The sequence below is a fragment of the Enterococcus sp. AZ196 genome (assembly GCF_050498845.1).
GTDB lineage: Bacteria > Bacillota > Bacilli > Lactobacillales > Enterococcaceae > Enterococcus_A > Enterococcus_A murrayae.
Window position 1 is genome coordinate 1,083,613 of the sequence record NZ_JBIPAM010000001.1, and the last position, 13,827, is coordinate 1,097,439.

Below are 13,827 nucleotides of genomic sequence, written 5' to 3' on the forward strand. Positions count from 1 at the left end.
CTGTTACTGCGTTATTAGTCAAAAAGGCCAAATAAGCTATTCATTCTCATAATCTTTTTCATTGATTCTTTGGTTTGCATGTCTATTCACTCTAAATTCATTCATTTTTTCTACTAATTCTTTACTTGTACAATTCTTAGCTGATTGAAGACTAATATTTATTTGTCCTAATCCCATTGCTCTATTCATTTGAATTACTTCTTGTTGAATTTTGAAGGATTTCGCTAAGAGAAATTTGTTATCAACCAAATAGACTGAAACAACTACTTGCCCTTTTATTTGTTTTTCCTTGATTTTTTTTACTTTAGTCCATGGGATTAAAATGGGGTAAGTATCGAAGTGAGACAAATAATAATAAAAGCCTTGATCATTTAGAAGAACCAACTTCTTCCTTTTGAACAGTTCAACAATTGATACTTTGGAAAGTAAAAAAATGGAAATGCCTAATAAAAACAATGTTGATAAGAGATATCTATTTCGTTCATGTGACATGTCTAATGACAAGAGCACCGTAAAGAATAAAAAAAGAATTAGGAATAATAATCCAACTGGCTTTACCCTACTTTGATACACCACAAACTCTGTTCTTATTAGATAATTCTCCTTTCTTTATAGAATTTATTATGGCGAATACTTCAGCAACCAAATTTTTAATTGATTAGGATATCACCTGATTCAACTATTCTTAACAATTCCTGATCAACACGATACCCTTTACCCCAAATGGTATGGATTGCAGTTCCCTTTAATGGTGTTTTTTTGAACTTTATTTTTACGCGTGTAATCGTGCTTGAAAGAGAAGCTAAATGGGACTTGGTTGGTCCTTCTTTCCAAAGCTCTTGGCAGATTGCTTCTCTGGATACTATCTTGTTTCCAGCTTTTACTAGAATCGATACGAGTCTAGATTCTGTATGAGATAAATGCAACATAACATCATGATAAGCTGCCGTATCATCAATGTTATTTTCTGATATTTGTAATGAAGGTGCTTTAAGTAATGAGGCACTTCTAGAAAATTGAGAGAGTTTTTTTTCACTGAGACGCTCAACATTTTTCTCAGTTAGAGAATTCAATACTGATAAACATTCTCTCAATTCATCAAGAGAATCCTTGGTTGAAATAATGGCATTTAATAGACCTGTTTCTAAAAAATGCTGATCAACTTCAGTGACTTTTTTTTCAACTTTTCTAATAATCTTGAAAGACGAATCATTCAGTGCTGACGATAATCTTGCTACTTCTGATTCACAAATACTTTCACTAATGATTACATATTGAAAAACATTTAAAAAAATTGAAGTAGTTTCTTGATGTATCAATTCATCAAAAAGTCTTACTGAACAATACACTTCATAATTTAACAATTGTAGTTTATGTTGAAGCTCTTGTTCGATTAAAATATTCTTTGTTAAAATCAAAATCCTATCCATATACAAACCCATCCAATCTTTTCTCATAAAAGTAGTTAATTTTGCTTATTATTTAATAGCGCTCCTTTAGCAAGCCGTTCAACTTTTTGTTCCAAGTCTGTATATATATCTAATACCGTATCTTTCGACTCAGAAACCTCTAACAAAATTTTTCTTGCGCGATTACCGATTGTTTCCACTTCTAACTCAGCTTCATCAATTAGATGTTTTGCCTCGGATTGTGCTTCTTCAATCGTACGATTTGCCTGTTTTTTTGCAGAAAACAATACTTCGCCAATCTCTAATTGAATTTTTGTAGATTCAACTTTTAATTGTTCATTTTCTTTTGTCAGTTCCTCGATTTGCTTCTTTGCTTGTGCTAATTCTTCTGGAGAAAAAGATACTTCCTCTGATTGTTTGACAAGTAACTCTTCAAACTGCTTTAATTGTTGATTTTTTTGTTGGATGACTTCTTCTGTAGTTTTTAAACGTCTAGATAGTTCCGCTTTCTCAAAATGTATCGCCTCACAATTATTTTCTAACTCTTCCACTTTTTCGTTCAATTCATTTATAAGATCGGCGTTATCAGTAATCGATTGTCCTTCTTGCATGACTTCTATTTGTTTTTTTAATTGAAGGATTTCATCTTCTTTTTTTGTTAAGTCTATTCTCAACTCTTTATTTTTTTCGTCTAAATCGGCATTCTCTTTCCTGTCAGCAAGCTCTGCTCCCATCAAAGTGATTCTCTCTTGAGCTTGATGTAAAGCTTCATTCAACTCTTCTTTTTCTTCGCTAAGTTGTTCTTCTAAATGTTGCTTTTCCTTATTAAGTTCCTTTATATTACCCTCCATATTGACTAGTCGCTCCTCCAATTGCTTATTTTTGACGATATGTTGCTTCAATTGACCTCTCAATTCTCCGCGTTCTTCTTCTAATCGATTGACCTGCTGAATAATGCTCGTATATCTTTGAACACTCTCAAAGTGTTGTTTTTTCGCCTTCTTTAGTTGATTTTCAGAATCCAAAAGCAATGCTTTTTGCTTCTCACAATACTCATTTAATTGCTCGTACGCTTTTTGGGGTTCTGTTCTTTCTAGATTTAATTGTTCAAATCGTTCGTTGAGGGTTGAAATTTCTTTTTCTTGTTTTTCTATTATTTCGTTTGCTTTAAGAAGTTCTACTTTGTTTTTTTCATAGTTATCCTTGAATTGTCCAAATTCTTTTTGTTTTTCCTCATAGCTTGTAATTTCCTCTGTTAATTGAGTATTTCTTTGTTCCTGCTGTTCGATCCTTTCTTTATAAGTCGTTTCTTGGATTTTTTTTGATTGAAGTATCTTCTTATGAGCTTCTTTCAGCTCTTCCAGTTCCTTAGACAAACGACGATTATCAGATAAATAATCTTCTTGTCGCTGTATTGTTAAGTTGAGTTGTTCTTTTAAATGTTCATTTTCCTTTACTTGATCCTCAAGTTCTAACTGTTCCTGCTCTATCTCATCATTAGTAAACTCTTTTATTTCATCAATCAAATTTTTATTGAAAAACCAATTGTTTTTAGCCATCAACCTTTTCCTTTCCTCAATTCCGATTGAAATCTAAACTGTCCTTCATCATCTCTTATATAGCTTCCTTTATATAAATCATTTCCATTTTGGTCATTAATATTAATCTGTATTTCAGAAATATTTTTGATCTCTGAGATTTCCCTTATAAATGCAGAAATATTTTGACCAAGAATGACTAGATTAGCATTTCTAGATTCTACAGATCCTGTCAATAGAATAGAAAATGTATCGGACTCGCTACCTGATGAAAAAACAAAATTAGCTTTATCAATATATGGGTGAAGTTGGTTGGATATAGAATGTTCTACTTTTTCTTTATGTTCAATCGTTTGATTATTACTGACTAAATTTTTTTTTAACCCTATGCCTGACGTTGGATATTCTTCAAGTAGCGCGCTTGGAGTTCCCTTCTGTTTCATCGAGCGGACTTCAGATTGAAGCATACGATTATTAGTTGTTATATCTTTCATAGTTATCTCTAAGCGATAAATTGTAACAATGGATACTATAATTGATGCTGACGACCCAACCAATAAATAAATGAGACTCTTTCGTAACTCCTTCTGTTTGAATTGTGTCAGTTTCAATTTAAACAAACGCGAACTCTTATTGACTGAGACCCTATTCAATCGAAAATGAACCAGCATACGATACATTAAGAAAAGAGAAATGATTCCCATGATAAACAAACACCCTAATGTAATCACTCTCATTGCCCCCTCCTACATGATTTACAATAATTACTCTAATGAGAAAACTTATATGTTATGTACAGCTCTAGAGAACAAAGAATCTTTTATTCTGAAGTTCTTTGTTCTCGTTTTTCTCATCAAGATACTTATTTAGAGGATGCAGATAACTTAGAATAATCAAAATAATCAAATTTTGATGCTTCTTCTGCTAAGACAACTTCATTCTTAGCTAACTGATCAACACGCGTTTTTAGCTCGTCATAAATGACCATTATTGCCTGTCGAGATTCGTCGACTTCAAATGAAATTTCTTTTGCTCGTTCTTGAATCGTTTGAATTTCCTCTTCAGAATGCTGGATAATTCGTTGAGCATCCAATTTGGCTTTCTCTACCATTCGATTCGCTTGCTTGCGTGCGGCTACCAAGACTTCTCCAATCTCATGTTGAGAATATTGTGCTTCCTGCTTTAGTTTGTCATTTTCTTTTTGAATAACCATAATTTGACGCTGCAGATCAGATACTACTTCACCCTCAATAGAAGAATCTCGCTGTTCCTCGAGTAATCGTTGAATCAACGCTTCTTTTTCTTGAATAGATTGTTCTCTTTCATTGAAACCTCTCTCAATTTGATGAATCGTTTCTTCCTTTTCCTGAATTGTTTTTTGGGCTTCTAGAAGCTGTTTCTCTATTTTCTGAACGGCATTTTGATGCTGTGAGTCTACAAACTTCTGTTGCATTTCAATTTCATGATACTTTTCTTTATACCTGTTCAATTCATTTTCGACAGTTTGATAATGCTCCAATGATGCATTTAGTTCCATTATCCTATTCTCAGCTTTATCTAATTTTTCTTTCAAATCACCAGACTTTTGATTTTCCTGTAAGCTTTGAATTTCTTTACGATTTTGACGGATTTCAGCTTCTAAATTTTGAATTTGATGCCGATTTTGCGTTTTTTCTTCTCCATTTTTTAGAATCGTTTGTTTATAACTTTCATTTTCTCTAATGAGACGTCGTTTCTCTTCTTTTATGTCATTCTTATACTGTTCAAAAGCTTCTTCTTTTTCTGCTAATCGTTGCTTCAATTCTGCAACCTCATCATTTTTTGTATCAATAGTTGGCATCACAGGAGTGTTCACCATTACATCCTCTGGGACAGAATTAATTTCATCAATAATGTTCTTATTAAAGAACCAGCCATTTTTCTTTTGTTGTGCGTTCATTGTTCTCCCTCTTTCATCATTCATCCTCTTGGATTAATACAAAATTCTCAGTTGCATTTTCACGTGAGAATGTACAACTATACATATTTTTTTTATTATTGTCGTTCAACAAATTCATCTGAAAAGTAATCTGAGTTAACTTTTCAATATCTTTTGCTTCTTTAGCAAAGTTTTTTATATTATCTTTTATTTGTTTTTTATTTTCCTCACTTCCAGAGTTCCCAGCCAAAGCAATATTTAGTGTTTGAGTGGGAATATCTAAAACAATCAGTGTCGTTGACAGACCAAAGTAGGGAGCAACTTTTTCTGAAATGTCATTCTCAATTTCATATTGTTTCTCTCGATTTTCATCAGCAAATATTTGTTCCCAAGAATAGTCTTTTAATCCAATCCCCTTTTGCGGATATGCCTTAATAGGTAATTTAGTGTTCATCTGTTTTTGTTCTTTCTCTACTTTGTATAGCCTATCTCCAAGTGCATTGTTTTTTTCTTCCAAGGCATACAATTGCTTGTTCAATTGAAATGAACTAAACGTGCTAAGAGATAATGCCACTCCTAAAAATAGAGTCAAAAATAATAGCGCTGACACGTGTTTGCTTTGTTCGATTTGCTTCACATAATCAAGCTTTCTTTGAAAAGATAACGGTAAGTTTCGAGGTAGCCTCAGTCTTTCTATTTGCCATTTGATGGCTATCCGTCGACAAGCTATTATGAACACTGCAATGAGCACTCCTACGCTAACCCAATTTACAATCACCACTTTTCTCCTCTTTTCACTTTATTTCTAGCCTTTTTTATTTTAATGTTGGAAAATCAAACTGAACTGTCCCTTCAATTGATTCCTTAGAAACAAAACCAAATGCTCGGCTATCCTTAGAAACATCGACATGATCTCCAATAGCAAAGTACATATCATTAGGAACAGTTGTTAAGTCTTTAAACTCTTCTGAAATTGAAGGTGACAATTGAAAAGTATAAGTTGTCTCAAAGTCATCAATACTCAAAACAATTCGATCATTTCGAATAAACAGTTTATCTCCTGGAATTCCAATCACTCGTTTAACAAATTTTTCTTTTTCACCATCAACTGAAAAGGCGATCACATCATAACGCATGATTTTCGCTTTCTTTTTTACTAGTACCATGTTTTTTTCTGTCAGCGTTGGCGCCATCGAAGTGCCAGAAATAGGATGAAGGCTGTATGTTTTTCTTACAAACTGTCCCGAGATAAACATGACAACTAACAAGAAAAGGGTCAATATAGTTAGAACAAGACTCTTAGTTACTGAACGTTTATAAGGATTCTCTGCTTTTTTTGCTTGACGTGATCGGACATTTGGCATAAATTACGGTATTCCTTTCCAATATTTTGCCTCTACTATTTCTATTTTTTTTGGATAGTAAATGCATCGTCTGACTTTTGCCGTGAGTATGTTTTATTAATTAGAATTTTATTTTTCTTACCTTCTGTATTCATTACTTTTATATGAATTTTCATTAATTGAGGAATCATTTCTACTTCTTGCACAAAGCACTCAATATTCCTTTCAATCAATTTCTTGTTTTCTTCCTCCTGAGTATTTCCTATCAAAGAGATTGACAATGATTTAGGTGACTTTTCTACATTAGTCAATACTCTTGATATACCAAAATATGGGCCCATCTTAGCAGCTACTTCTGTCTCAAGTTTCATTTGCGTTTTACTTGACCCCTCTTGGTCAAAAATTTTTGCCCATTCCAATTTGTTTAATTCAAGTCCTTCTTCTGGATACTGCTTAACCGGCATTTTGGAAATAAGCTGCTTTTGTTCTACTTTTAATGTGTGAATTTCTTCCTGTAATTGTTGAACTTGATTTTTTGTGTATATGATTTTATTTGAAAGACTAACTATATAGAGTCAAGTGAAAAATAGCTAAATAAAAAAAATATTTTATAACAATTAAGTCTAAAAATGAGTGCAACAAATAGACCTTCCACTATTAGATTTTTTTTGATTGTTCAATAGCTAATCGGAAACAATCTTATAAGGTTCATTTTTAGTCAAAATAGCATGGATTACATAACAAAGCTTACGAGAAACAGCACCTAAGGCCGTCAGATGATGCTTACCTTCAGAAATTTTTTTCTGATAAAACGCGCGAAAAACAGGATCACATTGAGAAGCAACCAGAGCAGCTGAAAACAGGGCTTTTCGTAAGTAAGGAGATCCACGCTTGCTCATAACATTATGTGTTGCTTCATATTGCCCCGATTGGGACACAGAAGCGTCTATGCCAGCATAAGCAACCAGTTTTTTCGGATTAGAAAATTTGTGAATGTCTCCAATTTCACCAAGAATAGTCGCGCCATTTATGGGACCGATTCCAGGGATTGTGAGAATAACGGAGTCTAAATCGCTCATTATGCGCTTAATTTCTTTTTCAGTCTCCTTTACTTGGCTTTCGATGAATTTCAATTGTTCAATCATGGAGCGTAATTGAAATGTAAAAGCTTCTTGAGCAAATTTTACTCCAAAGGAGTTAGAAGCTGCTTGCTTCAATTGATCTGCTTTCTCTGGCTTTATTCGGTTTCTGCTTAACTCAGCTAAATATTGAGCCAACGTTTCTGCCGAAATTTCTTCTAGCTCTACAGGAGAACTAAACTCAAGCAATAACTCTTTAGACGCTTTTCCGAAAATACTTTGTTTGGTAAAAATTGATGTATATTCAGGAAACACTTGATCTAGTATAGTTATGATTTTTCGTTTGAAGTCGCTTACGGTACCTACTAAATAGGTTCGGTAACGTGAAAGTTGTTTTAACGAAAAAACATTTTCATCAGACAATACTGTTTCTACAAAGGAACCATAACGCATTAAGTCTGCAATCAAAACAGAATCAATAATATCATTTTTTCGTTTTCTGATTTCTGTTCCTTTGCGCCAGCCATCGGTTTGAAGAGGATTCACAACGTGAATCAAAAAGTCTGATTCGTGGAGGTATGAAAAGATAGAGAGCCAATAATGCCCTGTAGCCTCCATTCCGACAACAAAGTCAGCGGGAGTCTCTGAATATTTTGAAATCCGCTCAATCAGTGAGTCAGCTCCTTCAGTAGTGTTAGGGAAAGAAAAACCTTTTAATATTACCTTACCTTCTTTACTCATTAAAGAAGCTACGTGGGTTCGCTTGCCGATATCAATTCCTAAGAAGTACATGCATTTGACCTTTCTAAAAAAATATTTTGGATTGAAATCCACTCAACTGAAAAGCGTCACTACCTTGTACGAGATACGGAGTAAAGCAAAAACTTTCAACATCTAACTCATACGTGATCCACTTATCAGAGAGAGGTGCCAGTCTTTCGATTACGAGCTTCAAAAACTCAAGGAGTAAACGGCATAGCCTCTCAATCCAATAAATATATTATCTCAAAATGAATGAGTTAATACCAAATTTAAATAACGATGGTTCATAGGGTTATCCAATCAAAACCGGAAGGTTAAAACCCTAACTCTAATATACAAGGAGTATTATAATCGACAAAACTATGAATAAACTGATTATCATGGTTAGAAAATTATACTGATTGTATTTCCTTTGTTTTTGATCTTCAATTTTTTCATAAAAGCTTAGTTTTTCAAGTAATTCTGATGGAGAATTTTTATTATTTTTAATTTGATTTAACTTCTGTTGCTTCACCAATTGATGGAAAATAAAGACAAACATTATGACTAAAAGTACAAGGCATATCCCAATAAGAACAAACAACCAATTTCCACCTCTCTAAGTAATCTGTCTATTTTTTAGACCACAGGACTTTTACCATTCTCCCTTCGATCTGTTTATTAGATACAAAACCAAAGGAACGGCTATCATTAGAAATATCAACATTATCCCCCATGACAAAATAGGCATTCTCAGGAATTGTTGTTCGATTTCTTAATTCATTTGCGATGTCCTTCTCTAATTCAATCTGTATGGTCGTTTGAAAACTATTGCTAGTTCCTAAATCAAGAATCATCACATTATTTTGAATGATATAGGAATCACCTGGTTGGCCAATTATTCGTTTGACTAACAGGTCTCCATTTCGATGATCTGAAAAAGCAACAATGGCATATCTCTTTAATTCCTTTCTTTTATCTATCAGTACCCAATCTCCATTATTCAATGTATCTTCCATTGATTTTCCAGAGATTGGATGTACGATAAAAGTCGTGCGGATAAACACGATAATAAGACTCATAAGAATTAGACATGTTATAAATCCGATATTTATAGTCTTATTCTTCAATTCTGAAGAGTTCCCTTCCACATCACTTCGGCTCAATATAAGAAACAAGCGTTGATTTAGCGAGCTCATTATCTATCACTCGATAAGAAATAATTGTTCCACCAATCACATTGCTTTCAGATATTAAGATGCCGTTTGAAGTGACGGCTTCAACAAAAGCAACATGCCCATAACGTGGATCAGAACCCGCTGTTCCTGGAGAGAAGGAAATCAAATATCCCGCAGTTGGTGTTTGTGTAACTTTATATCCTAAAGCTCGACCTTTGCTCCCCGACTCACCGCCATTGCCCATAAAGTCATCTACTTTTTTTCCTAATTGGGCTACACGATTATAGGCATACCAAGTACATTGCCCCACAGGATAAGAACCGGAAGAATTATAGTTTTTTCCATCATAATCTGGGAATTTCATTGCTGAACGATACTCTTCTGGTATGTTCTCTTTCCCTTGTAATACAGCGCCTGTTTGAGTCCCCTCCACACTTTTAGGAACGTCATATTGTGTTAAATGATACGCAGCAATCAACGAACTGATTTTTCTATTGTATGAAGTATCAGTCGCATATCTTCCTGTTAGTGCGTCAGCTGCTCTTAAATAGTTTTTCGCATTCGATCGCCATGCAGTTGAGTAGTAATTCTCATTTCCCTGTATTCCTGAACGGATCAGTGTAACGTAATCCCCTAAGGATTCTCCATAGCTGGAATAACTTCTAAATGCCGCATTAATAGAATGCATTTCACCACTACCATCATCTTCCTGCGTCGAAAAGTTTACAAAAGAGCCTTTAAACGTTCCTTTTATACCAAAAAGATTGTGGTAAGGAGCAATAGATAGCTGGCTTGTTCCTGAGCCGCTTTCTAGTATCGCTTGAGCGATCATAACTGATGCAAACACGTCATATTTCAGCCCTAAATCTTGTGCGTTATCGGAAATTTCCTCAATAAATGCAGCCGTTTGATCATTTGGTTGAAAATCCATAGAAGCCGGATAGTTTTTTTCTACTTCTTTTCCATAATCAGTTGCAGTTAGATCTATCATTTCGCTATACTGAAATAACGTTTCTGGTTCCTCCGACGTGAATTGTTCAATAACGACCTCTCCATAAGAGTCATCCTCATCCTTCTCTTTCTGCTCATAACTTAAGTAATGATCATCGCCTAAATACATGCCAACAAGAGTATTCTTCTTGTATAACAAGTCACCTGGTTCTCTTGTTTTACTGTTTGCCTTTTTAACATGTTCAAAATCCTCTCCGAATAATTTTGAAGTAAGTTGATTTAACAGCTTTTCTACAGAGTTAACCTGTGAATCGGTCTCTTTCTCTTTTCCAACTAATTTGATTCCTTCAAAGACGAGGATCGCTTTATTTTTGTTTTCAAATGTTCCTAAAAGAGGTAATTCGAATCCTTTCAAATCTGACTCTGCTACTTTGCTGACTTGAAGTGCTTCATCCAACTCGACTTTAGCTTCTTTAGAAGAAAGTACCGATGATTCGCTAGGGTGACTATAAGTAGGTAACATCGATTGTATATTCACAGAAAAGGGGCTTGGATCTGGAGATTGAACGACTGTTTGATTAGAACTACCAACAATTGATTCGGATTTCTGCTCTTTTTTTTCCGAGTTTGTAGTACCTTCGACTACTTCCGAAGACTCTTTCGAATCCTGTATTGAGTTAGAAGTTGCTGTTGATGACTCTTCAGGTCTACTACTTTGTGAAGAACTCATTTCACTTGTCATTGTTGTGCTACTCGATGTCGTCTCACTTGAACCACTTTCAGCAGTTGAAGTGCTTGTAGTCTCTGTCGTGAGAGTACTACTCGTTGACGTCGAAGAAAGCTCACTACTAGAATTGATTTCATTGCTAGATGTTTTCAGGTTATCTGAAGTTTCATTTGTTTTTGTTGGTGGGGCTGTCGACTGTAGGTCTTCTTCTTTTTGCTCAGCAGAAGGTACCACTTCTTCAATAGTCCCTTTTTCAGAGGATTCTTGTGCATTAACACTTTGAATGCTCTTACTTGAAGATTCAACAGTAGGACTATATTCAATCACGTTACTGGATTCTTCAACTATCGAAAGCTCGTCTGCTTTTAATTTTTCTCCAAATAGATTATGAATGGTATATGCACTAATCCCAAGAATGCATATACTCAATAGTTTCTTTTTCATCATTGTTCTCCTTAGCGCATTAGACTGAAAAATAAAATGGGTAATAAGAAAAATAGGAACATTGGAATAATTGTTTGCAATGGATCTGCTACAAATCTTGCAGCAATAGCCATTGAGAAACTATCAAATTCTGTTACAGGCTCCTTTTTTACTACTACACCGTTTGATTTTTTTTCGCTCTTTTTTAGATCCATCTGTTTCATTTGGTTTTCTGATGAATCATCCAATGGTTGAACGCCAGTTAACTTCCCTTGAACTACCCGACGATAAATAGTACCTATGTTTCCTTCACAACGAACCAAAGTTATTTTTGCTTCTTGCTCGTTTGATTTCTCTATATAAGACACTTCTATGTCTCTAACAACTTTGTTAAGATTTACCTCATAGATGTATATATCTCTGTAATCTGTTGCGTAAATCTTGTCTCCATTTTTTAGTTTTTCTATTCTGTGCAAGAGTAAGTCTTGATCATAAATATTATGAGCCAGCAATACATAATTATTTTTGCCTAACTGTTGATCCAATTTGTAGGTTGCTACTCCTGTTAAGAGGTTCTCATTTGCAAGTCCGGCTAGAATGGGGAGATTAATTTGTGCATCTGGAATTACTAATTTTCCAATTCCCCAATTATTGATCGTATCTTTTGTCACAGCCTTAGCATGTGCATAATCTGCTACACTAACGCTAGCAATTTGCTTTTCTTCATAATTAGCCGTACTTATTTTGTTTAAATTGTAGTTACTCAATGACTCCTCTCTACCTATATCCACGGCCGAGACCGTAGTCTCCTGCTGCATATGAGCATATCCATAGATTGCTACTGCAAGAACCGCTGACATAATAACAAATAGTAAAACAAAATATCCCTTTGTTACTCTGAAAAGCAATCTCAACCGCTTCCTAGCTTTTTCGACAACTTTAGGATTATCTGATCTAAATCGTTTCACTTGATAACGATAGATCGCGACTAAAATTAAAAATAGTAACAAATTGATTCCTATTGTTCCTAATACAATCGTTTGATAACTCCATAAGTTACGCTTTTTGATTCTCTTTTTCATAGCGTCTTTATAAGGAATTCTATGACCTGTAACAAGTAATCGATATGTATTAATTCCAGGCGGGGTACACGTTAGCAATGTCACTTGGTCTTTTCCAGGAACAATTTTTACTTTTTCAGCTTCACTCGGTAAAATCTCCTCAAAAGAGTCAATTTGATATGCTAATCGCTTTCCCAGAATGTTGATGAAAAAGAGATCTCCTTCAGTAAGATTTCGGATATCAGTAAAGAGAACTTGGTTCTTAACTCCACTGTGTCCAGTTATAACAGCTCTTGAATCTTTACCACCTATCGGTACAGATGACTCTTTTAAGTGCCCCAGGCCTTTATCCAATGTTTTAAAAGATGTTCCATGAAAGAAAGGCATTTTTTCAATATCAATAGCCGGAATATCAATGGTTCCCATTACCTTTGATTTATTTTTTAATACTGATTCATAAAGAATTGGTTCAACTTCTTTTCCTTGTTGCTTACCGAAAATATATTTGTTGTATTCTTTCACTAACTTATACTGTTCTTCCCGCTCTTTTTTGCTCATTTGTTCGAGTGCATTATCATAAGCAGTAGAAGCTTGGCTTCGTTCACGATTCGCTAAATAATTACCAACGATTGGATACAAAAGGATAGCTACTCCAGAAAAAATCATTAGTATCGCAAATTTCATTAATAAAGAATGGGATTTTTTTTTTCGATTTTCCAACAGAACTCTCCCCTTCTTTTTAAAAGAAGAAGCGTGGATTTCCAACGCTTCCTCTAGATACATTTAGTAATAATGTTTCTTGGATCGCAGCATTCGAATACCTATAAACCCCATCAAAGTTAGAAAAATGATAATCACATAAAATGAATTGTATGAACCAATCGTTCCGCTCGTTTGTGGAATACGTTTGGGATTGGTACCTTTTTCCGTAGTTATTTCCTTAGGATCAATTACAGTTGCTCCAGCTATACTCGATTTTGGATAAAGATAAACATCATTTAATGACTGTCCACTACGCTGCGGCAAAGGAAGCTCTAATATAACTGGCTCCATTGGCTCTTTGATTTGATCCTGAGCTTTTTCAATTACTCGATAAGTCCCCTGGACCAAATCGGAAAGTTGTGCCTGCCCATTATCATCCGTTGTAATTGTCTTACTAAAGGCATCTGTTCCCTGTACAGGCTCAAACTGAGTTGTTCCATTTACAGGAGACACACGTGTGATTTCATAACTTATTCCAGATAGCGGTTCGAACGTTTTACCCTCTTTATTTACTGCCTTTTCAATTTTCGTCCCATCGATTGGCAACGGATTTTCAGCCAAATCCGCTTCTGTTAGCTTGTATTTCACGATTGTTATGCTTCTTCCTTGATCTTCAGCAAATGCTTGAGGTGCCTGAGCAAGAATGACTATCATCAGAAAAAGTAAGGAGAGAGCTCCAGATAACATTTGTTTCATT

Annotated in this window: 13 protein-coding genes; all 13 read right to left on the minus strand. The window is 34.6% G+C overall.

Annotation, left to right across the window (positions count from 1 at the left end; genetic code table 11):
• Nucleotides 1-36: 36 nt before the first annotated feature.
• Complete coding sequence (locus IGI67_RS05265) at nucleotides 37-576, minus strand: STM3941 family protein (protein WP_207106752.1); 540 nt, start codon at nucleotides 574-576, stop codon at nucleotides 37-39.
• 74 nt (nucleotides 577-650) lie between these two features.
• Entirely contained in the window at nucleotides 651-1,430 is a 780-nt protein-coding gene (locus tag IGI67_RS05270; RefSeq protein ID WP_429957000.1) for a winged helix-turn-helix domain-containing protein, read from the minus strand.
• A 35-nt stretch (nucleotides 1,431-1,465) separates the two neighbouring features.
• The gene (locus tag IGI67_RS05275) at nucleotides 1,466-2,968 is read right to left on the minus strand and encodes a hypothetical protein (RefSeq protein ID WP_207106751.1); all 1,503 of its coding nucleotides are present in this window, start codon (nucleotides 2,966-2,968) and stop codon (nucleotides 1,466-1,468) included.
• Complete coding sequence (locus IGI67_RS05280; RefSeq protein ID WP_429957001.1) at nucleotides 2,968-3,684, minus strand: hypothetical protein; 717 nt, start codon at nucleotides 3,682-3,684, stop codon at nucleotides 2,968-2,970. Before IGI67_RS05280 ends, IGI67_RS05275 begins: the two co-directional genes overlap by 1 nt.
• 125 nt (nucleotides 3,685-3,809) lie before the next feature.
• Nucleotides 3,810-4,886 (minus strand): hypothetical protein, encoded by a 1,077-nt coding sequence (locus IGI67_RS05285; RefSeq protein ID WP_429957002.1) that lies wholly within the window; start codon nucleotides 4,884-4,886, stop codon nucleotides 3,810-3,812.
• A 16-nt stretch (nucleotides 4,887-4,902) separates the two neighbouring features.
• Nucleotides 4,903-5,643 carry a hypothetical protein gene (locus IGI67_RS05290; protein ID WP_429957003.1) on the minus strand — a complete coding sequence of 247 codons (741 nt, stop codon included), beginning with the start codon at nucleotides 5,641-5,643 and terminating at the stop codon, nucleotides 4,903-4,905.
• 37 nt (nucleotides 5,644-5,680) lie between these two features.
• Entirely contained in the window at nucleotides 5,681-6,229 is a 549-nt protein-coding gene (gene lepB, locus IGI67_RS05295; RefSeq protein ID WP_429957004.1) for a signal peptidase I, read from the minus strand.
• Nucleotides 6,230-6,270: 41 nt separating this feature from the next.
• The gene (locus IGI67_RS05300; protein WP_429957005.1) at nucleotides 6,271-6,672 is read right to left on the minus strand and encodes a hypothetical protein; all 402 of its coding nucleotides are present in this window, start codon (nucleotides 6,670-6,672) and stop codon (nucleotides 6,271-6,273) included.
• A 219-nt stretch (nucleotides 6,673-6,891) separates the two neighbouring features.
• The gene (locus IGI67_RS05305; RefSeq protein ID WP_429956489.1) at nucleotides 6,892-8,079 is read right to left on the minus strand and encodes an IS110 family transposase; all 1,188 of its coding nucleotides are present in this window, start codon (nucleotides 8,077-8,079) and stop codon (nucleotides 6,892-6,894) included.
• Between the two features lie 581 nt (nucleotides 8,080-8,660).
• A complete protein-coding gene (lepB, locus tag IGI67_RS05310; protein WP_277988913.1) occupies nucleotides 8,661-9,227 on the minus strand; it encodes a signal peptidase I in 567 nt (188 codons plus the stop codon).
• Complete coding sequence (locus IGI67_RS05315) at nucleotides 9,181-11,328, minus strand: glucosaminidase domain-containing protein (RefSeq protein ID WP_429957006.1); 2,148 nt, start codon at nucleotides 11,326-11,328, stop codon at nucleotides 9,181-9,183. The genes lepB (IGI67_RS05310) and IGI67_RS05315 overlap by 47 nt, the downstream gene beginning before the upstream one ends.
• A gap of 11 nt (nucleotides 11,329-11,339) precedes the next feature.
• Entirely contained in the window at nucleotides 11,340-13,052 is a 1,713-nt protein-coding gene (locus IGI67_RS05320) for a class C sortase (RefSeq protein ID WP_429958610.1), read from the minus strand.
• Between the two features lie 99 nt (nucleotides 13,053-13,151).
• Nucleotides 13,152-13,826, minus strand: coding sequence for a pilin N-terminal domain-containing protein (locus IGI67_RS05325; RefSeq protein ID WP_429957007.1), 675 nt, complete (start codon nucleotides 13,824-13,826; stop codon nucleotides 13,152-13,154).
• Nucleotide 13,827: the final 1 nt, after the last annotated feature.